Source organism: Amycolatopsis alba DSM 44262, assembly GCF_000384215.1.
Taxonomy (GTDB): Bacteria; Actinomycetota; Actinomycetes; order Mycobacteriales; family Pseudonocardiaceae; genus Amycolatopsis; species Amycolatopsis alba.
The window spans coordinates 9,732,141-9,752,599 of sequence record NZ_KB913032.1; the positions used below are offsets into that span (position 1 = coordinate 9,732,141).

General features: G+C 70.8%; 19 protein-coding genes. 10 read left to right on the forward strand and 9 right to left on the reverse strand.

All coding sequences use genetic code 11. From position 1 onward, the window contains the following. Nucleotides 1–34 precede the first annotated feature (34 nt). From AMYAL_RS50730 to AMYAL_RS0144975, 9 genes are all read right to left on the reverse strand, one after another. Complete coding sequence (locus AMYAL_RS50730) at nucleotides 35–211, reverse strand: helix-turn-helix domain-containing protein (protein ID WP_245193361.1); 177 nt, start codon at nucleotides 209–211, stop codon at nucleotides 35–37. A 269-nt stretch (nucleotides 212–480) separates the two neighbouring features. Next, the gene (locus tag AMYAL_RS0144940) at nucleotides 481–1,290 is read right to left on the reverse strand and encodes a hypothetical protein (RefSeq protein ID WP_020637873.1); all 810 of its coding nucleotides are present in this window, start codon (nucleotides 1,288–1,290) and stop codon (nucleotides 481–483) included. Between the two features lie 188 nt (nucleotides 1,291–1,478). Further along, nucleotides 1,479–2,015, reverse strand: coding sequence for a recombinase family protein (locus tag AMYAL_RS49055; protein WP_167336203.1), 537 nt, complete (start codon nucleotides 2,013–2,015; stop codon nucleotides 1,479–1,481). A gap of 246 nt (nucleotides 2,016–2,261) precedes the next feature. Beyond that, nucleotides 2,262–2,753 carry a hypothetical protein gene (locus tag AMYAL_RS50250; protein ID WP_209447290.1) on the reverse strand — a complete coding sequence of 164 codons (492 nt, stop codon included), beginning with the start codon at nucleotides 2,751–2,753 and terminating at the stop codon, nucleotides 2,262–2,264. Between the two features lie 245 nt (nucleotides 2,754–2,998). Then, nucleotides 2,999–3,964 carry a DNA cytosine methyltransferase gene (locus tag AMYAL_RS49060; RefSeq protein ID WP_245193362.1) on the reverse strand — a complete coding sequence of 322 codons (966 nt, stop codon included), beginning with the start codon at nucleotides 3,962–3,964 and terminating at the stop codon, nucleotides 2,999–3,001. After that, nucleotides 3,961–4,845, reverse strand: a complete 885-nt coding sequence (locus AMYAL_RS47600; protein ID WP_245193363.1) for a deazapurine DNA modification protein DpdA family protein — start codon at nucleotides 4,843–4,845, stop codon at nucleotides 3,961–3,963. The genes AMYAL_RS49060 and AMYAL_RS47600 overlap by 4 nt, the downstream gene beginning before the upstream one ends. Beyond that, nucleotides 4,842–5,381, reverse strand: a complete 540-nt coding sequence (locus tag AMYAL_RS47605; protein ID WP_051137620.1) for a VUT family protein — start codon at nucleotides 5,379–5,381, stop codon at nucleotides 4,842–4,844. The genes AMYAL_RS47600 and AMYAL_RS47605 overlap by 4 nt, the downstream gene beginning before the upstream one ends. 163 nt (nucleotides 5,382–5,544) lie before the next feature. Continuing rightward, complete coding sequence (locus AMYAL_RS47610) at nucleotides 5,545–6,612, reverse strand: TRM11 family SAM-dependent methyltransferase (RefSeq protein WP_020637879.1); 1,068 nt, start codon at nucleotides 6,610–6,612, stop codon at nucleotides 5,545–5,547. A gap of 68 nt (nucleotides 6,613–6,680) precedes the next feature. After that, nucleotides 6,681–7,472 carry a hypothetical protein gene (locus tag AMYAL_RS0144975; protein ID WP_020637880.1) on the reverse strand — a complete coding sequence of 264 codons (792 nt, stop codon included), beginning with the start codon at nucleotides 7,470–7,472 and terminating at the stop codon, nucleotides 6,681–6,683. Nucleotide 7,473: 1 nt separating this feature from the next. On the opposite strand from AMYAL_RS0144975, the gene AMYAL_RS0144980 reads away from it, so the two are divergent. The 10 genes from AMYAL_RS0144980 (at nucleotide 7,474) to AMYAL_RS0145025 (ending at nucleotide 20,306) form a co-directional block, all read left to right on the forward strand. Next, the gene (locus AMYAL_RS0144980) at nucleotides 7,474–7,656 is read left to right on the forward strand and encodes a hypothetical protein (protein WP_093976660.1); all 183 of its coding nucleotides are present in this window, start codon (nucleotides 7,474–7,476) and stop codon (nucleotides 7,654–7,656) included. 662 nt (nucleotides 7,657–8,318) lie between these two features. Then, nucleotides 8,319–9,260, forward strand: coding sequence for a hypothetical protein (locus tag AMYAL_RS47615; RefSeq protein ID WP_020637882.1), 942 nt, complete (start codon nucleotides 8,319–8,321; stop codon nucleotides 9,258–9,260). A gap of 197 nt (nucleotides 9,261–9,457) precedes the next feature. Beyond that, entirely contained in the window at nucleotides 9,458–9,781 is a 324-nt protein-coding gene (locus tag AMYAL_RS0144990; RefSeq protein ID WP_020637883.1) for an Mbov_0395 family pilin-like conjugal transfer protein, read from the forward strand. Nucleotides 9,782–9,821: 40 nt separating this feature from the next. Next, nucleotides 9,822–9,977 (forward strand): hypothetical protein, encoded by a 156-nt coding sequence (locus AMYAL_RS49750; protein WP_020637884.1) that lies wholly within the window; start codon nucleotides 9,822–9,824, stop codon nucleotides 9,975–9,977. A gap of 89 nt (nucleotides 9,978–10,066) precedes the next feature. After that, complete coding sequence (locus tag AMYAL_RS0145000; RefSeq protein WP_245193365.1) at nucleotides 10,067–12,160, forward strand: TrbL/VirB6 family protein; 2,094 nt, start codon at nucleotides 10,067–10,069, stop codon at nucleotides 12,158–12,160. 13 nt (nucleotides 12,161–12,173) lie between these two features. Further along, the gene (locus tag AMYAL_RS0145005) at nucleotides 12,174–13,463 is read left to right on the forward strand and encodes a PrgI family protein (protein WP_026467985.1); all 1,290 of its coding nucleotides are present in this window, start codon (nucleotides 12,174–12,176) and stop codon (nucleotides 13,461–13,463) included. Between the two features lie 7 nt (nucleotides 13,464–13,470). Then, nucleotides 13,471–15,447 carry a VirB4 family type IV secretion system protein gene (locus AMYAL_RS0145010; protein WP_020637887.1) on the forward strand — a complete coding sequence of 659 codons (1,977 nt, stop codon included), beginning with the start codon at nucleotides 13,471–13,473 and terminating at the stop codon, nucleotides 15,445–15,447. A 65-nt stretch (nucleotides 15,448–15,512) separates the two neighbouring features. Next, nucleotides 15,513–18,074: a type IV secretory system conjugative DNA transfer family protein gene (locus AMYAL_RS0145015; protein ID WP_026467986.1), complete on the forward strand. Its 2,562-nt coding sequence runs from the start codon at nucleotides 15,513–15,515 to the stop codon at nucleotides 18,072–18,074. A 130-nt stretch (nucleotides 18,075–18,204) separates the two neighbouring features. Continuing rightward, complete coding sequence (locus tag AMYAL_RS0145020; RefSeq protein ID WP_026467987.1) at nucleotides 18,205–19,272, forward strand: replication-relaxation family protein; 1,068 nt, start codon at nucleotides 18,205–18,207, stop codon at nucleotides 19,270–19,272. A gap of 59 nt (nucleotides 19,273–19,331) precedes the next feature. Then, nucleotides 19,332–20,306 (forward strand): C40 family peptidase, encoded by a 975-nt coding sequence (locus AMYAL_RS0145025; protein WP_020637890.1) that lies wholly within the window; start codon nucleotides 19,332–19,334, stop codon nucleotides 20,304–20,306. The last annotated feature ends 153 nt before the right edge of the window (nucleotides 20,307–20,459 follow it).

Consider the following 20,459-nt stretch of genomic DNA (forward strand, 5'->3'; position numbering starts at 1 on the left):
CCATGGACGCTCCAATACGTACAGAGGGGAAGCGTCAGGCACGAGGCTCTTTGCCGAGCCCAAGTAGCTCGATCAGCGGTGCGACAGCGATGCGGTAGCTGCGGCCGACGCGAACCGCAGGTACTGGGAGGGTTCCGTTGCGGGCGAGTTTGTAGGCGGTTGTCCGGCCGATGCCGAGCATGCGGGCGGCGGTCATCAGGTCGGTAGTCACTCCGAGAGCGCCGAGCCATTCTCGCGACCACGCCGGTGATGACGCAGTCGTGAATACCGAGTCAGGTGCGGCGGAGGGGTGTCGGTCGAGATTGTGCACAGCAACCTCCTCGCTGTGAGGTGGGTTTGTTGGTAGGCAAGGGGTTCTCGGGCGCGGGCGGTGACCGCTATCGACGGGCGCCCAGCGTGGCTGAGGTCGCCGGGTGTCGGTACTGCGCAGTGACCCGCGCAGGCCCCTGGGACGGTGTCTGTGTTGGCGCGCGGCTAGTCCTACGGAATCGACGCGGTCGCTTCGGGACCGCTTCGGCAGGAGAACGGGCTGCATCCGTCCGGGTCGTCTTCTTCGGCGTTAATGGTGCCGCGTGTGGCGTCGAGGTCGACTTGGTCGAGCGGCAGGAGCGAGCGGTGGATGAAGAACTGGCCGCGTAAGGGTTTGCCGTTGGCGTTGGCGCGGGGGCTGCCGTGACGGATCGCTTTGTCGAACTCGACCAGGTCGGTCCACGCGTGAGGATCGGTGTCCCGGATGAACCGCAGCCGCGAGTTTCCCGAGTAAGGGCAGCCGATGCACGAGCTTTTCACGACCGTCCCCATACCGCGCTCACGCAGGAGCGTCAGGCAGTCAGTGCGCGACAGCCCAAGGTCGAGGAGCGGGAAGATGTTGCGCGTGTAGTTGACGTCGGAGTCCTTGGCGCGGTGGAACTCGTCAGTGGAGATGCCGATGGCCTGGTCGACGAACACACCACGAGGCACGCGTATGGGATGCGGGTAGCCGAGGATCTGGCGGATGGCTTTCTTGAGCGGCTTGATCTTGTACTCGCCGGTGCACTGCCGGCGAACCATCCCCCTTGTGCCGTCGGGGTTCTTCACGAACAGCGGCATGGTGACGAACCGGGACTCGGGTTTGAGGGCGTCGTGGCGGATGTTGCCGTTCGACACGGTCAGGACGGGAATTCCAGCCTGCGCGCCGATGCGGCGTGCGGCGTCGAGCTGCTGGTAGACCTGCCGGGGTTCCCAGCCGGTGTCAGCGAACAGGGCTGCGTCGAAGGGCGGGATCTCACCGTCGCAGGCGAGCAGGAACACGCACAGACTCTGCACGCCGGCGCCAAGGCTCAGGTATCGGCCGCGTGGTCGGCCGGGATAACGCTCGCGGCGCGGCGTGCCCGTTCGGCGGTCCGCCGGTGTCGCGGACGGACCGCGGCGCGCTGACGATCGTGTCGGCGGGTGCGAGGTGGCGGCACGCGCCGCGGACGGTGGAGGCGATGTCATGATCACCGCACCTCCTTCTCGTCACCGCTGGCGGTGGATCCGTGGACCGGGGCGAGAAGCCGGTGCGGGATGCGCCGCACGCTGGTCACGGGATCTTGGGCCGCCCAGAACAGCGCGGGGGTAACTAGGGCGCGGTGCGCGGGCTGATCGGAGAGCACCCATTGCTCGACGGGACGAAAAGCGCCGTTCTCGTCGCGAGTACCGGTGGCCTGGTAGCCGGTGTACTTGACATCGGTCAACATCGTCTCGACCGCCGCAAGTGGCCAGGCGGTGTGTGTCCCAGGCGGTGGATAGCGGCCAGGGTCGGCGTCGAGCCGCGCGGTGATGTGCTCGACCGACAAGCCGGTGATCGCGCGCCAGTAGAAGACGTCTTGCACCACGAGAGCGCGGCGCGGATCCGGTGTCAGGCGGGTGCGAGGTGTTCCGTGGCGGCTTCGTGCTCCAGTCACGGTCATCGCGGCGTAGCCGTAGGGCGGGTGGCGAACGTTCCAGCCCTCGCGGATCAGAACTGCGATCGCCTCGGCCGACCGTCGCGTCACCGGATGCTGCGCGGGCCGAACACCGGAGGGCGTGTGGCTGGCGAGTGCTCGGTTCGGTCGCCGCCGGAGGCGGAGGCGATGGCGGGCGGTGCGGGCCCAGCGGCGCAGATGGGCCACTGGGTGGCGTGTCCAGCTGTGTACGGGCATGACGAAGAAACCCTTCGAGAAATCGGGGTGTGGAAGCAGGGTGGAGCGTGGCGCTCCAGGGCGGGCTCGGTGGTGTCCTCGCCCCGGAGCGCCACGGGTTCAGCGCCGTGTGCGGGGATCGCTGCGGCGGGTGCGCGCGGCGGGCGTCGCCTGGGCGGTGCCCGGCGGACGCGTCACGCCCCTGTCCGCCCAGGGCGGTCGACTCACTCGGGAGCGCCTGTCCCGCCGCGTCGCGCTGGCCGGCGACAGGCAGGGCGGACGGTTTAGGTAAGTGAGGTCGTCGAGCAGGTGACGCAGTGCGTGCGCGGCTTGCTGGGGCATGACCCCGTTGCCCAGCGCGCGAAGTTGCGCGGTGCGGGGCAGGCCGAGGTGTTCGGCGGTGACCCAGCCTGGGGGCAGGCCCATGAGCCACTCGACGAACGGTGGCGCGAGCACGGGACGTCCGTGCCGGCCAGGCTGGGTCGGGTACGGAGCCGCGCGGCCGGTGATGACTTCCCACCGGTGCACGGCGGCGGCATACTCACCCCAGTTCACCGGCCCGGATTCACCGGGTGGTGTGCGGTGGGCGCGTGGTGCGCGGGCGGTCGTCACGGTCCTTCACCTCCTTGCGCGCTAAAGACTTCGGTGCGGGTGTGGTGACGGCGATGACGATCGAGGGCAGCATCAGATCGCCCTTCGAGCCGCGCTGCGCGGGACAGCCTTTGGTGCCGTCGGTCGCTCTCGGGGTAGGCAGAAGTCGTGGAGTGTCCATGCGGGCTGGGCCTCCTGTCCTGGAGTTCCGGTGGGCGGGGCCGTGGTTTCAGGCGGCAGTGCGCCAGGCACCAGCGGAGAGGCAGCTATCGATCCCTCCGCTGTGAGCCGCGGCGCACCACGGCCCGTCCGCCGACGGCATCGGTGTACTCAGGGCGCGGGCGCGGTCGGGAAGAGACGGCCCGCCGTCGTGCGTGCCGTGGGTGCAGTTCTTCGCGTCCGAGGCGGTCGGAGTCGGCAGCAGCCGCACCGAGTCGGTCAGCGTCACGCACCCCGCCGGGATCGGGCGACCCGGCTTCCGCACGGTCTGGATCGCCGACGACCGCGAGTCCGCCGCCGTCGGAGTCGGCAACAGCTGCGTTGGCCTGACGACCGAGTCGACCGCGTCGTTGAGGTTGACCTGATGCCCGCCCGCCCGCCGCCGTGCCGGGTCGACCGGGCCGCGGGGTTCTCCGTCGCGGGCCTGCGGGGTCGGCATCATCCGCATCCCGTCCCAGGGCGGGGACGGCACACAGGAACACGCGTTCGCGGCGGTGGGCGGCACCGATGTCGCTGGCTCGTACGCAACGCCAGACCGCGTCATACCCCGCTTCGGCCAGCCCCGCGAGTACTCGGTCGAGGCCACCGTTTTTCCAGCGGAGGGCGGCGACGTTCTCCACGACAACGAGCCTCGGTCGTAGTACGCGAATGGCGTCCAGGATGGTGTGCCACAGTCCACTACGAGCGCCTTTCTCGATACCCGCGCGCCGACCGGCGGCGGAGATGTCCTGACAGGGGAAGCCCGCCGTGAGCACCTCGACCGGTGCGACGGAGGTGAAGTCGACCGCGCGCAGATCGCCCAGGTTCGGCACGCCGGGCAGGCGTGCGGCGAGGATCGCGGCCGCGTGCGGGTCGACCTCGCAGTACCAGGCGATGCGGCCGCCGAGCACGGCGGCGACGCCGAGGTCGAGCCCGGCCACGCCGGTGCACAGCGACCCGATCACCGGGCCGTCGGTCGCGACGAACCGCAGCGGATCCACAGCGTCGGCGCGGCGCTCAGCCATGGTGCTCATCGCCGCTCCCCTGTTGTGATGCCCGGCCGCGCAGGCGGGCGTGTTCCTTGGGTGCGGCGTGCGCCGCTGTGTCCTGGTCGGGCACGGCCCGGCGAGCACGACGAGGGGCGTGATGCGGCGAACCGGATTGCGGGTCGGTGGTTCGGCTGGCGCAGGGTGTGCCGGAGCCGGGAGTGCCAGGCCATCGCGTAGGTCAGGCAGTTGGATTCGCTGCGATGGCTCGGGGTGCAGCCCGGCTGGTAGCGGCCGCTGTAACTCCACGCGGCGGAGTCGCTGGAGCGGATCGCGTCTCCGTAGCGGGCCAGCCCGGTCGTCTTGACACCAAAGCAGTGCAGCCGCAGGCCCCGAGCGTGCAGGGACCTCACGATGCGTTCGACCTGTCCACTGTGCTGGCGCCGGCACACCGACCCGAGCCCGACCAGCGGAAGCGCGGCGAGGTCGACACCGTGACGTTCGTAGGCGTCGGCGCAGCGGTGGTAGTCGGCGAGCTCATCGCCCTGCACCACCGGGATGATCGGCAGGTCCGGCGCCAGCTCCCGCAGCTGCAGGTAGTTGCGCACGGTCCGCTGCAGGTGGGTGTGCAGGCTCAGTCCGGTGCGCGCTCGGACGTGCGCTTCGACCATCCAGTCCTGCGGCGCGGCCCACGCCATCCGACCGATCTCGCTGGCGTAGCGGCGTACTGAGACGGCATAGGCGCGGGCGTCGCTGCGCCAGCGGCCGTGCAGCGAGAGCTCGGTGAAGCCGCCGGAGTCCAGCGCCCACTCCCCCGACGCGCGAGGCAGGCTGCGGCGCCCGGCCAGGCGCCGGTGTGAGACCAGCAGCGGAACCCCGAGATCACGGGCGAGCCAGGCGGGCTGGTGGGTGCCGAGAAAGAACTTCACGACGCCACCTCCCGCCGCCACGACCACAGCGCCAGGACCGGGCAGGCCACCGCTGTGGCGGCGGCTTTACCCGCGAGCTGACCGGGCAGCAGCGCCCACGAGCCGAACGCGAAGGACACGAACACAGCGCTGTCCACGAGCAGGCCGGCCAGATTCGATCCAGTGATCGCGGCTGCCCGTCCCCGTGAGCGCCACCGCCGGTACAGCCACGAGTCGGCGAGTTCGGAGACGGCGAACGCCGCCGCGCTCGCCGCTGCGATCCAGGGTGAGGCCACGATCGCCGACAGCGCTGTGCCCCCGCCGATGGCCGCGAGCACGCCTCGCGAGCCGAGCGTCTCGTGCAGGGCGTCGCGGGCGATGAAGACCATCCCCGCGATACAGGCGCCTGCGGGAACAGCCAGCCCGTCCAGGGTGATCAGGTGGTGCGCGCTGGCCCAATTCGCGCCAGCCACCGCGGTCAAGTAGAAGCCTGTAGCGAGCACTCCCGTTACCGAGAGGGGCGGCCACCAGCGCCCCGGCGCCGGGAGCACGGACATCGTCCTCTCCCCTGCCGCGATCATGATCGCCCGCCAGGCCGAGGCGGTTCCGGGACGAGCGGGTCAGGCACTGGGCAGCGATGCCGGGCGGCGGCGCGCCGCGCGGTATCCAGCCATGGGTACCGGACGGTCCAGCCGCAGTTCTGACACCGGGCACGAGCGCTCATGACCGCCCCCTCCGCGTGTCAGGCGCTGTCTGCGAACCAGCGGTCTCGAGCGGGCGGCGCAGCACGATGACGTCCTCGTGCGCGATCAGATGCAAGGGCAGGCCCTGCTCGCGCTGTTTGCGGATGAAGTCGCGCTGGAAGAAGCTCCCGCGGGCGATCAGCTCGTGGTCGGCGACGCGGGCGAGCAGGGCGACGCAGCGTTCGACCGGGACCAGTCCGGCCGCGAGACCGCAGGCGATGATCTGCGACGGGAGGTCGATCAGTTCGGAGTGCTCGCGCCAGGGGCGCGCGGTGATCGCGATGTGCCCGCCGGGGCGCAGCACGGCCGCGCAGCCGGTGAGGATGCGAGTGAAGCCGGCCAGCAGCCGGTGGTGGCCGACGTTGGCGAGGTTGCCGCGATCCAACGCGGAGCCATAGCGGTGGTGGTACTTGTGCACTTTCCCGTCATGCGAGTCGGTGCTGGCGGTGACGACCTGCCCGTGCGTGGACGGCCCGTACGGCGGGGAGGTAATCACGAGCGCGACCTGCCCCCGGTACTTCTCCGGCAGCAGTGACGGTAGCTGCCGGGCGTCGCCGTGCACGATCTCGCCGTCGTGGTCGTGGCCGCGTTCGCGGGCCAGGTCGAGGTTCGCCCAGGCGACGCTGACCCAGTGCGGTTCGTACTCGACGCCGACCGCGCGGCGCCCAGCGTCGATCGCCTCCACGAGCGTGGTGCCGGATCCGGCCATCGGGTCGAACACCAGCTGGCCGGGGCGGGTGTAGGCACGGATGGCGTGCGCCGCGACGGCCGGGAGCATCTTCGCCGGGTGCGCGGTCGACTCGGGCACATACCGGCCTTTGCGCTGGGTGGCCGGGGCTGTCTGCGCGGTCGCCCAGACCGATAGCGGCAGATCACCGATGTCGAACCCACCGGTCTTACCACTCGGGCCGACCGGGTCGTGCCCGGTCGCGGTGTCCGTCCGTGTGGTGCTGGTGTCGAGGACGTCGATGAGCGCGCGGGAGATCGGCACGGTCGGGTCGTCGCTGCCATGGTTGGTCGATGTCGCGGGGTGCTGGTGGGACATGAGGGCGCTGCCTTTCGCAGGTGCGGGAGTGGCCGGGGACGGCCCGGCCGGGTGCGGCGGGGGCAAGGTCACTGGTCACCTCCAGCACCGGGCTGAGTCTGCGCCCAACTGGCCTCGGAGGGCGGTGTACCGGGGTCGGACGGTTGCGCGAACGCGAGAACATCGCCATGTGCGCGCAGGTGCGGCGAGGGCAGTCCGCGGACCGTCGCGTGATGCCGGGCGCGGTCGTACTCGGCGGCCACCGCCGAGTACGGCGCAGGCCGCAGGCGCCCCTTCTCCACGGGTGTGTGCAGCACGACGATGTGCTGCAGGTAGAGCAGATCGGCTTGCTGGGCGGCGGCCACGATCGCACCGGTCGGGTCGACCAGCCGCCCCCGCGTCCAGTCGCTGTGCGTGTACACCGCGAGGATGCCGCCCTGGCGCAGGCGGTTCGACGCCAGGAGCGCGAGCCGATCCAGCGACACCGACTCGGCGGTGTGCTCGGGAAGGGACACGATCACGAGATCTGCTCGCGCGCCGCGCTCGCGCTCCGGTCCTTCCGCGCTGGCGGGGGCGCCGGTGCGTGCCGGGGCTGACGGTGTTCCGGCCAGCGTCGCGGCCGGGTCGCTCGCGTCGGTGACGAGGTCGGCCCAGAACGGCCGCGACGACGCGGCGGAGCCACCGTCGCCGCTGTGGAAGGTGACGGTGTCGGTGGTGCGGCCGAGCGCGCGCACCGCCTCTCGTGCCGCCGCCACCGACGCCTCGCCGGTCGTCGCCGAACCATTCGTGCCGGAGCGCGTGCCGGTGGCCGGTGCGGGGTCGAGGTCGACCAGGACGACGTGCGCAGCGGGGTCTGTGAACGACGCCGTGATGGACTCCACGATGGGTACCGGCCACACCGCGTGCGTGTCGATCGGGTCCGGCCCGCATGTCCACACCGTCGCCGGAGTCGGCGGGGTCGGCGACGGCGACGGCGACGGCGACGGGCACCGGCGTGACGAGGTCGGCGTGCCCTCGGGACGCGAGGTGCCGCCGGTCCCGCCAGCGCCTGCCGTGGGGCTGTGAACGCGGGCTCCGGGGTAGGGAGCGCGGTCGCCGCCGCGCCGGGTGCGCGGCGGGCGAGTTGAGTCTGTGCGGCGACCGGGGCGGCCATCCGACGGCTGCGGGCGAGGGGACATCAGGACCTCCGAGCACGAGTTGCCACCACGTATTCGGTGTGTGGCGCTGTCACCCCCTAACTCCGCGAAAAACGTCGATTTTGGACATGTGGTATCGGAAATTTTCAGATTAGTTTTCCGAACCTGCACGCGGCGCGCCGAATGCGTCAACGTTTTCAGGATTTCATTGCACGCCCGAGAATTCTTTGTGTCGCCAGGCTGCGCATTTTCGGGGCCGGAAGCTTGAGGCGCCGCCGCGCGAAACCTGAATCGACCCGCCTGCATATGCAGTTCAAAGCCCCTTTTGCTTCCTTCTGAGGCGACATCTCGCGATGGAGCTCTCGCGCCAGCTAGCACGTCGACGATCGCTCGCCACTCCGAGTTTTGAGGCGCTTCTGAGGCGCATACGGAGCGGTTCTGAGGCGCTTTTGAGGCGCTGATTATGGCTTTCTTCGAGGCGTCCTTATTTTGCCTTTAGGGAGCGTGGTCGACATGGACTCATCGTTATCGAACGTCGAGCCCGAACCGGACTCTGTCTCTGTCCGCCATGGCACAGGCGTGGAGGGCGGGGTGTTCGATGTCGCGGCGGTCAGCTTTGCGTGGCTGGTGACCGGCCCGCGTCCGGTGTGTGTGAACGGCGCCGAGATCGCGGGCTTGCCCGCTCGGCCGGTACCGCTGGATGAGCTGGGTGCGACGCTGGTGGCCGAGGAGTGCACGCAGGCCGTGCGGGACGCGGCGTGGACCTACCTGATCACCCGCGCGCGAACCGAACGCGGCACGTGGACGGTCGCGTGTGTCGGGCTGGCGCTGCCCGTGCTGCTGTCCGTCGCGACGCCCTTGACCAAAGGGTTCCGCGGCGACAAGCACGACATCCACGCCGACGTCTTGACCGGGTTCCTGCAGTGGCTGAACGAGGTCGATCTGGACCGGCCGGCGATCCTCGCGCGTCTGCGGTGGGCGGCTTTCCGCCGCGGCTATCTCGCCTTGCGCGAGGCGCTCGACGGCCCGCTGCCGACCGAGGAATTGGACGAACTCTCGGCGAGATCCGCTCGTTTCCGCTCGGCACCGCCTCAGCGACTGGGCGGGCATCCCGAGGACTTGCTGATGGCCGCTGTCCGCGACGGTGTCATCACCCTCGAGGAGGCCACCCTGATCTGGGATACCCGCTTCGGCGACGTGCCGATCGAGGGCACCGGAGGGCCTCTCGGCCGCGCCGAGTGGGCGATCCGGAAGGTACGCAGCCGCGCTGAACAGCGCCTGATTTCCGACCTGACCGGTCACGAGGACAACCCTGCTGGATCAGTGCCGCGCGTCCGCCAGGCACCGCTATCGATCCCTGCCTGGCTCCGCTGTCTTCCACGACTTGCCGACGCTCCCGCGCCGCGAACCGGTCCGCGATCGGACCTCGCTTCGCGCGGAACCACGTTGCCCGCGGAACCCCGTTCACACACTCGCCGTATCGGCTCCGCAGGGCTCGCGCGGACCGGCCGGGAGGTGAGCTCATGCGACTGACACCACGCCGCCCGTTCTGTCCAGCCAGCCTCCCGATTCGCCGCATCGCATCCCGCCGCCGCGGACCCCAGAGCACCACCGTGTGCACCGGCGAAGCACATCCCCGGACGAGAGCCGCCCTCGGCGGGCTACGCCACCGTGCTCGTTCTGTCACCACGCGGACCCGACTTCGCAACGAGGTGACCCGTCGCCGTGTCGTGCTGCTTCTCGGATGGCTCGCCGCCGCCGGGACGCTGCTGACATCCTCGGCCGCGCAAGCGGAGACCGTCCACTACGTCGCGCTGGCGGCGACCGTCGATCAGGTCCTCAACAACATCCGGAACTGGATCATGGGGATCCTGGCCGGGGTCGCGGTCGTGTTCATCACCATCGGTGGCCTGCGCTACCTGATGGCCTCGGGCGATCCCGGCGAGATCGAGAAGGCCAAGGGCGCGTTCAAGGCCGCCGGCATCGGCTTCGGGCTCGCCGCGCTCGCCCCGCTCGTGGTCGAGATCCTCAAGGGCATCGTGGGCGGGGTGTGAACGATGACCACCCCTCGCAACACACCTTCCCGCTGTCCGCGTGACCCTGCTCGGCGTCGCCCGGCGGCGCTGCCCCTTCGCCCTGCCCGAGCTGCCGATCCCAGTCCTCACCGTGATGGCACCGACACTCGGCCGGGGCGCGCCGACCGGCTCATGCTCGGACCACCGGCAGCTCTCGCCAGACGCCGCCGGCTGACCCAACGGCGGTGGGCCCGCGCACTCGCGGTGCTGGTGCCGCTGTTAGCGGCCGTCATCGGAATCGCGCTGACCGCCTCGGCTTCCCCCGTGCCCACGCCCGCACACGTGGCAGCGGCGGCGCCGCCGGCGCCCGCGCAGCCACCGGTACTGCCGCTTCCGCCCAATCCCAGCTGCGTACCGGGTTCTGCCGAACCGGCGTGCCTTCTGCCGACGCCGTCGTCTCCACGACCTGCGCCTCCGGCGGGGCTCCCGAGTACGCCACTGGTTCCCGGCCCGTCGGCGCTGCCGGTGTCGTGTTTCCCCGGATCGGTGCTGCCCGAGTGCGGCAATCTCCCCACCCAGCCACCCACGAGCCAGCAGTGCGACGGCCCGAACTGCATCCCGCAGCCGGTACCCCGTGATCCCGGCGATGACGAAAGCGAGTGCGGGTTCACCGACCCGGTCGCGTGTGTCACCGAGGCCATCGACACCTTCTTCCGCGGCCTGGTGATCGGTGCGCTGAACCCGTTGCTGGAGCTGCTGGGCAAGACGGTGCTGTCCACACCGGACCCGAGCATGCTGCCCGGCGTCGGCCAGGCCTGGAACGAATCGTGGCAGCTGATGCTCGCCTTCTACGGCAGCGTCGTCGTGATCGCGGGCCTGATCCTGATGGCCTACGAGACCCTGCAGACCCGCTACACGATCAAGGAGATCGCGCCCCGGCTCGCGATCGGGTTCCTCGCCGGGACGCTGTCGCTGTTCCTGGCGACCCAGGGCATCGAGATCTCCAACGCCGTGAGCGCGGCGCTGATGACCGGCGCGGTCAACCCGGACACCGCCGCCAAGGCGATGACCGACATGATCCTGGGCTCGCTCAACGGCGGCGCGGGCTGGCTTCTGTTCATCGGGCTCGCGCTCGCGGTGATGCTCGTGGTCTTGCTGCTCACCTTCATCGTGCGGGTCGTCGCGACGATCCTGCTGATCGCGGCCGCGCCGATCCTGTTGATGTGGCACGCCCTCCCCCACACCGAGGGCGTAGCCATTTTCTGGTGGAAGGCCTACGGGCTGCTGCTGGTCATCCCGATCGGCCAGGCCGCAGCGGTGACCGTGGCTTTGCGGGTGTTCTTCACCCCCGGCGGATTCACCGTCTTCGGCCCGACGCTGAACGGGCTGACCAACCTCCTGTTCTGCGTCGCGCTGATGTGGGTGCTGGTCAAGATCCCGTTCTGGTGCCTCCAACCACTGCGCGGCGGTGGCGGCCGGTCGCTGCTCGGATCGCTGGTGCGCGGCGCGATCGCCTACAAGACCATGGGCCTGCTCGGCGGTGCCAGCTCCCTGTTCGGCGGCACAGGTCGCAAGGGCGGCGGCCCGCGCGTGCGGGGTGGCGGAGGTCCTCCGGCGGACCCGCCGTCCACGCGCACGGGCCAGTTCATGCTGCCGATGCGGGTCCGCCGCACCCGGCCTGGGTCGGGCAGGTCACCGCGCCTGGGCGAGATGCCGGACACCGGCCCTCGCGTGGATCGCCGGCCGGGTCCTGGGCAGATGTCGCTGTTCACCACGAGCGGTTCCGGGGTCGAGCGGGCGGTGTCGGCGAACCCGCGCGCGCTGCCGCAGGAGGATCTGCCCGGCGCGCTGCCGCGTGATCAACTCGGGTTGCCGATCACCACCCGCCGGGCCCCCGACCGGGTGGGGCGCCGGTCACTGGCCGACGACCTCGCCGAACGACGCGGCGGGATGCCGCCACCGGTGCCACAGCCTGGGCTGCTCACCTCGGATGGGCGGGTCAACCGCAACGCCCGTCCGCCCGCGCACCTGCCGCGCGCGCTGATCGCGCCGAACGCCGGGATGCTGCCGATCCACCTGCGCCCCGCGCCGCCGGGGACGTCTCGGCGGTCGCTCGCCGATGACCTCGCCAACCCGGCACCGGCGAGCCCGCCGCGGCAGACCGGCCCGGGACTGATCACCCCGTCCGGCCAGATCAATCGCGCCGCACGCGCCCCGCGCCGCCCAGCACAGGATGCCTACACGGGCAACCGGCCGCTGGCCTCGGGCCAGTACCCGCTGCCGCTCGGCGTCCGGCGCCAGCCCACACCGCCGCCACCGGCCACGGACGCGGCCGCTCCGCCGCCCAAGCGGCGAGCGGGAACGCAACTGCCCCTACCCCTGGACCTGCCCGCCCGGCGGGCCTCGAAGAAGAAGTGAGGACCGACTCGCCATGACTTCTCCCGTGCGTGTGCCCGCCGACGTCGACCGCCCGGACCGGGTACTCGGCCCCTTGACTGCCCGGCAGCTCGCGATCCTCGGCGTCGCCGGTCTCCTGCTCTACGGCCTGTACTCGGCGACCAGCTCGTTCGTGCCGTTGCCGGTGTTCCTCATCGTCGCCGTCCCGGTCGGGATCACGGCCACCGTGCTGGCCCTCGGGCAGCGTGACGGGCTGCCTCTGGACCGCCTCGCCCTCGCCGCGATCCGCCAGCACCTGTCGCCGCGGCACCGGGTCGCCGCGCCCGAAGGCGTCCGCGCGGCCCCGGCCTGGCTCACCGACCGCCAAGCCGACACCCGCACCCGAGGCCGCCGGGGACGCCACCCGGCGGCGGGGGCCCAGGCGGTGTCCCCGGCACCGCTGGAACTCCCGGCCAGTGGCGTGACCGACAGCGGCGCGCAGGCCGGGATCGTCGACCTCGGCACCGACGGGCTCGCGGTCATCGCGGTCTGCTCGACGGTCAACTTCTCGCTGCGCACGCCTGGGGAGCAGGAAGCGCTCATCACGTCGTTCGCGCGCTACCTGCACAGCTTGACCGCGCCGGTGCAGATCCTGGTGCGCGCCGAACGCCTCGACCTCGCCCCGCAGATCGCCGAGCTGCGGGCGCGGGCCGGCGGGCTGCCGCACCCCGCCTTGGAAACCGCCGCGCGGGACCACGCGGACTATCTCGCCGAGCTCACCGCGCACGCGGATCTGCTGCGCCGCCAGGTGCTGCTCGTGCTGCGCGAACCGCTGCGCACCGGCCCGGCCCCGGCCGCTCCGAGCGTGCCGTGGCGACAGCGCCACGGCGACGAGCAGCCGGTGGAGGACAGGATGCGGCAGGCGGCCGAGCAACGGCTGGTGCGGCGTCTTGGTGAGGCCAGCGAACTGCTGACCCCGGCCGGGATCGTGGCCACCCCGCTCGATGCCGCCGCCGCGACCGGGGTGCTGGCGGCGGCGTGCAACCCCGACACGTTCCTGCCGCCCTCCGCGGGGCTGGCCGGAGCCGACGAGGTCGTCACCGCCACCACCACCTTCACCGACCTCTACGGCACCGACGGCGACCGTGCCGACGAGGCTGACTTCGCGACGGCAGCACGACCGGCCCGCCCCTCGCGCGCACCCACCGCCGCACCGTCATCCTCGCGCCGCGCTCCGGCGGCACCAGACCCCGAGCCGTCGCGCTCCGCCCGCCCGCAGGCCGCCGGTCCGTGGCTGCCGATGGACGAGGACTGGGACTACGACGACGAGATCGAAAGCAGGTAGGCATCCCATGGCACGCACCAAAAACCACGCCACGGCGACCCGGTCCGGGTCGGCGGAGGCGTTCACCCCCGACGCGCTGTCGGTGTCCGCCCGCCACCTCGAAGTCGGCAACGAATTCGTCGCCTCCTTCGGCGTCACCGGCTATCCGCAGGAGGTCTACCCAGGCTGGCTCGCCCCGCTGCTGACCTACCCCGCGCGCCTGGACGTCTCAGTCCACGTCCAGCCCGTCGACCCGGCGACCGCCGCCAGCGGACTACGCAAACAACGCGCGAAACTCGAAGCGTCCCGCCGGCACAACGCGCGGCATGACCGGCTCGACGACCCGGACCTCGACGCCGCCGCCGAGGACGCCGCCGACCTCTCACACAGCATCGCCCGCGGCGACGGCCGCCTGTTCCGCTTCGGCCTGTATCTCACCGTGCACGCACCGGACGAAACCGCTCTCGCCGAGGAAGTCTCCGCGCTGCGGTCACTGTGCGCGTCGTTGCTTTTGGACGCGAAACCCGCCACCTACCGGGCGCTGCAGGGCTGGGTGAGCACCCTGCCGCTCGGGCTCGACCAGCTCGGTCTGACAAGGACGTTCGACACCGCCGCGGTCAGCGCCGCCTACCCCTTCACCTCGCCGGACCTCCCGCCGACCGACCCGACCACCTCCGCTCCCTCCGGGGTCCTCTACGGCTACAACGTCGGCTCCTCCGGGCTGGTCCATTGGGACCGGTTCACCTGCGACAACTACAACATGGCCGTCCTCGGTCGCTCCGGCGCCGGCAAGAGCTACTTCGTCAAGCTCGAAACCCTGCGCAGCCTCTACCGACAGCTCGGCGACCACGAGAACGGGTGGGCAATGCACGGGGTGCAGGCGTTCGTCATCGACCCCGAAGACGAGTACGCGCGGCTGGCCTCCCAGGTCGGCGGCACCTACGTCCACCTCGGCGCGGGCGGGGTGCGGCTGAACCCGTTCGACCTGCCCGTGCACGTCGGCGCGAACGGACGTCGCACCGCGCCACAGGACGCCCTCAAACGGCGCAGCCTGTTCCTGCACACCGTCCTGGCCGTACTGTTCGGCACGGAGATCACAGCCGCCGAACGCGCCATGCTCGACACCGCGATCACCGCCACCTACCGCCGTGCCGGGATCACCGGTGACGCCCGCACCTGGACCCGCCCGGCGCCGCTGCTGCGCGACCTGCGCGACGTCCTCTCCGCCACCGGCGACGGTGGTGACGCGATGGCCGCCGACCTCGCCGCCCGGCTGCACCCCTTCGTCGACGGCAGTTTCGGCGACCTCTTCGACGGACCCACCAGCGCCGCCCCGGAGGGACACCTCGCCGTGTTCTCCCTGCGCGACCTACCCGACGAACTGCGCACCATCGGCACCCTGCTCGTACTCGACACTGTCTGGCGACGCGTCTCGAACCCAGCCGACCGCCGGCCCCGGCTGGTCGTGGTCGACGAAGCCGGGCTCCTCATGCGCCACCCCGTCGCCGCGCTGTTCTTGCTGCGCCTGGCCAAAGCCGCCCGCAAACACTGGTGCGGGCTCACCGTGGCCACCCAGGACGCCGCTGACCTGCTCGGCAGTGATCTGGGCAAAGCCATCGTCAGCAACGCCGCCACCCAGGCGTTGCTGCGCACGGCACCGCAAGCCATCGACGAGATCGTCGAGGCCTTCGACCTCTCCGCCGGAGAGCGGCGGTTCCTGCTCTCGGCCGACCGCGGCCAGGGCCTGTTGTCCTCGGGCACGCAGCGAGTGGCGTTCCAGTCGCTGGCCTCGCCCACGGAGAACTTCCTGATCACCACCGACCCCGCTGAGCTGGCCCGGTTCGCCGAACAGGATCCGGACGCCACCGACAGCGGCCTCGCCGACGCCTACATCGACCTCGGCCCGGCCGGCACCAACGGGAGCGCCGCCGAACCAGTCACCGATGCCGAATCCGGCGGCGACGAGTTCGGCGACGCGGGACAGATCGACCTCGACACCGCGTGATCCAGACCTCGTACCGCGTCCCGGTTTTGCCTGTCTCACAAGCGTTCCCGGAAGGGAGTTCCATCATGGTCGTACCCACAGCAGCATCCCCGGTGACGCAGAACGGGGTGAGTGACTACCTCCGTGACCCCGGCGGCGTCGCCGGCCGCCTGCTCGCCGCCGCAGGCGACTGGGCACTGGCCTGGGGACCCATCGCCGTCCCAGCCCTGGCCATCGCCGTGATGGGCACGATCGTGGCACGCCGCTGGTGGCGCGCTCGTCGCCACACCGCGCTGCTGGCCGATGCTCGCCGGATCACCGTGCTCGCCCCGCCCACCGTCGATCCCGCCGGCGGGGCCGCGGTCTGGTCCAACCTCGTCGGACTCCTCCGCCCCGCCTGGCGGCGGCTCTGGGCCGGGCAACCACACCTGGCGACGGAGTACGTGTTCGGCGAGCACGGCGTCACCGTCCAGTTCTGGGTCCCCGGAGCCATCCCCCCATCACTGGTGGAACGCGCCATCGAGGCCGCCTGGCCCGGATCCCACACCCGCACCGCACCGGCCACCTCGCCCATCCCAGCGCTAGAGACCGGGCGCCGGCGGATCACCGTGGGCGGGCAGCTGCGCCTCGCCCGCTCCGAGGCCCTCCCGATCCGTACCGGGTTCGACGCCGACCCGATCCGCGGCCTGCTCGGCGCGCCGGTCGGGCTCGGCCGCGACGAGCGGGCGTGCGTGCAGATCCTCGCCCGCCCGGTCACCGGCCGCCGCGTCGCCCAGGCCCGCCGCGCCGCCCGCCGGGTCCACCACGGCTCCTCCGGGCGACTCGGGGGCCGGATCCTCGACGTGATCACCCCAGGGGTCAGCGCCACCCGTACTCGCCGGACCTCAGACTCGCGGCGCATCAGCCAGGATCCGCAGCTGTCGCTCGAATATTCGACACAGAACAAAGCGATCGTGAGTAAACAGCGCGGCTCGCAGTACGAGACAGTGATCCGCTACGCCGTTGCCACCGACCTCCTCCACGACGCGACCGACGACCTGATCCGCCAAGCCCGCGAGACCGCCCGCGGACGGGCGCACGCCCTGGCCGCCGCGTTCGCCGCCTACACCGACCACAACCACTACACCCGCACCCGCCTCCACCGGCCCGCCCGCGCCCTCGCCGAGCGGCGCCTCGCCCGCGGCGACCTGCTCTCCGTGCCGGAACTCGCGGCACTTGCGCACCTGCCCACCGACGCCGAGATCCCCGGCGTCGAACGCGCCGGAGCCAAAGCCGTCGCCCCACCACCCGGCATCCCCACCCCAGCACCGGGCGTCATGCCACTCGGGCACTCCGACACCGGCCACGCCCGGCCGGTCGGCCTGCGGCTCGCCGACGCCCGCTACCACCTGCACCTGATCGGGCCGACCGGCTCCGGGAAGTCCACCCTGCTCGGCCAGATCATCCTCGACGACGTCGACAACGGCCGCGGTGTCGTCCTGATCGACCCGAAAGGCGACCTGGTCACCGACATCCTCAACCGCCTCCCCCGCAGCGCGGCCGAGCGTGTGGTGCTGTTCGACGCCGACTCCCGGCACCGCCCACCCATCCTCAACCCTCTGGAGGGCGGGGAAACCGATCGCGAGGTCGACAACCTCGTCTCCGTCTTCCGCCGGGTGTACAGCGCGTTCTGGGGGCCTCGCACCGACGACCTCATGCGCGCGGCCTGTCTGACCCTGCGGGCCCAAGAGGCCGTGCCGACGCTGGCCGACCTGCCGAAACTACTCACCAGCGAAGCATTCCGCTCCCGCATCACCACCGGCCTGACCGACCCGGTGCTGCGCGGATTCTGGGAGTGGTACGACGAACTCACCGACTCCAGCCGTTCCCAGGTGATCTCGCCGCTGATGAACAAACTCCGCGCGTTCCTGCTGCGGCCCTTCGTGAAAGAAGCCATCGCCGGAGGACGCTCCACAGTGGACATGACCCAGGTTCTCGACGAAGGCGGTATCTGCCTCGTACGCATCCCCAAAGGGTCACTCGGGGAAGAGACCACGCGGCTGGTCGGGTCGCTGGTCGTGGCACGAACCTGGCAGGCCACCACCGCCCGCGCCCGCGTCCCGCAACGCCTGCGCCCCGACGCCCACACCATCATCGACGAATGCCACAACTTCCTGAATCTCCCCTACCCCATGGAAGACATGCTGGCCGAATCCCGCGCGTTCCGGAACGGATTCATCCTGGCCCACCAGCACCTCGGACAGCTATCGAGAGAACTCAAAGAAGGCCTCTCCACCAACGCCCGCAACAAAATCATCTACTCCGTCTCCCCCGAAGACGCCCGCGAACTCGCCCGCCACACCACACCCCGCCTCTCCGAACACGACCTGTCACACCTCGGCGTCTACCACGCCGCCGCACGACTTGTCGTGCACGGCGAGGAAACCGAGCCCTTCACCATGACCACCCAGCCACTGCCCGAACCCATCCCCAGGCGAGCACGCGAGATCCGGGCCGCGCTTCGCGCCCAGCGCCGCGCACACACGACCGGCGACAGCGGCACGACACCTTGCGCCACAACCCCAGCGGCCGCCACCGCGACACAGCCCGGACACCGGCTTCCGCCGCCCCGCCCACCCAGGACCGACCCACGCCGCACCCGGCCCTAGACACCCACATAACGCGAATTTCCCCCGCCTCACAAGGGAACAGCCACTCGCGCCCAGTCCTCGGCCGGGGCCTGCACCGCTCTGTCCACAGCACTTGTCCACAGCTTGTTGACAATCAAGGGAGTGCCCGTTGATCACGACCACCACCCGCCAGCACACCTTGCGGGATCACCTGCCCGGACGTCACACCGCCCGAGCCGCCAGTTCCGTTGAGCACCAGGCCATGCTCGCCTCCCGCCTTACCGCCCGCGACAAGTGGCTCCTGGCCTTGCTGCACGAACACCGGGTCCTGACGAGTTTGCAGATCCAGGACGCAGCCTTCCCGTCTGGCCGGTCGGCACGCCAGCGGGTGCGGAATCTCTACCTCTGGCGTGCGGTATCGCGGTTCCAGCCGTTCCAGCAACTCGGGTCCGCCCCCATGCACTACGTCCTCGGTCCGGCCGGTGCCGCCGTGCTCGCCGCCGAGCACGGCCTCGAGGTCAAGGAAATCGGGTACCGGCACGACCGCGCCATGGGCATCGCCCACAATCAGCGCCTCGCCCACACCGTCGGCGTCAACGACTTCTTCACCTCGCTGATCGCCCGCACCCGCAAGGGAGGACCTGCCGGGGCGTTGGTGGCGTGGTGGTCGGAATCCCGCTGCTCCCGCCACTTCGGCGATCTCGTCATCCCCGACGGCTACGGCAGCTGGCGCACCCGCCACCGTGAGGTGGAGTGGTTTCTCGAATTCGACACCGGATCCGAGTCCCTGATCAAGGTCGGGCGGAAGCTGGCCGGATACGCGCGGCTGGCCGAGTCGACCGGGATCGCGACACCGGTGCTGGTGTGGCTGCCGACCACCCGACGTGAAGCCGGTGCCCGCACCGCTCTGGCCCGGGTGCACGCCGGACTCGACGACCCTCGCGCGGTGCCGGTGGCCACCGCCGCGGCCGACCTGCTCGACCCCGCCGCACCGCATCCGAGCCCCGCCGAGGCGGTCTGGCTGCCGCTGACCTCCGCACGCGCGAATCGCGCCGGCCCGCGCTACAACCTCGCCGACCTCGCCGACGCCTGGCCCGGCCTGGCGCCACCGGCCGACCCCGGCCCCGATGACGGCGAGAGCGGCGACGCCGCGGCTGCCTCGCCGTACCGGCTGCCACCACCGAGTCCGATCCCGCCGCGGGCAACGCCGAACCGGATCGCGCGCGGCGAGCAGTGACCCGGAGCGCCGACTCGCCCGCACAAGTCCTGTCGCTGTGAAAGGAGCGCGATCCAGCCATGGGAACCAAACTCGGGACCGCCGTCGCCGCCGTGGTCCTCGCCATCCCGTTGCTCATCGGCGCCGGAATAGCCGGCATCGTCAGCACGTTGTCCGGCGGCAACGGCACGAGTTCGCTGATCTGCCCGCCCGACGGGACACCGACCGGCGTGGTGCCGGGCCTGACCGCCGAGCAGCTGGGCAACGCCGCCATCATCGTCGCGGTCGGCACACAGATGAACGTGCCCGAACCAGGCTGGGTGGTCGCGCTCGCCGCCGCCATGCAGGAATCCAAGCTCCGCAACCTGCGCTACGGCGACCGTGACTCCCTCGGACTTTTCCAGCAACGCCCCTCTATGGGCTGGGGCAGCCCACAGCAGATCACCACCCCGACCTACGCGGCGACCAAGTTCTTCGAGCGCCTCACCGCCACACCGGACTGGCAGACCATGAGCGTCAACGACGCCGCACAGACCGTGCAGGGCTCAGGATTCCCCAACGCCTACGCCCAGCACGAGGACACGGCGCGCACGGTCGTCGCTGCGGTCTCCGGGGTCCGCTGCCAGCCCGCGCCCGCGAGGACCGGAACTGGTGACTGCAACAACATCCAGGCGCCGAACGCCGCCGCGATGACCGCGATCAACTACGCGTGCGGGCAACGAGGGCTGCCGTACGTGTGGGGCGGCAACGGCCCCTTGAACGGAGACAGCGGATTCGACTGCTCAGGCCTGACCAAAGCCGCCTATAACGCGGCCGGGATCTCACTCCCCCGCACCGCACACACCCAATACCACGCCGGACCACGAGTCCCCGACGGGCAACTCCTCCCAGGCGATCTCGTCTTCTACGGCCCGCCCTCGAAAATCCGGCACGTAGGGATCTATATCGGGCAGGGAAAGATGATGAACGCCCCCACATTCGGCCAGCCTGTTCAAATCGACGAATACCGCCATCCCCACGACGACTACGCGGGTGCCACACGACCCGCACCATGAAGGAAAAAGTTACCGCGCCATGGAATGTGCCGCCCACGCCGCGAGTACGCGAACGTCGGCAACACTACCCTCTCGCAACGGCTAGGGTGCGCCTGTCGTCCAGTCACGCACCGGACGACAGGCGCCGCCGAGATTTTCTCTAGATTGCAGCCT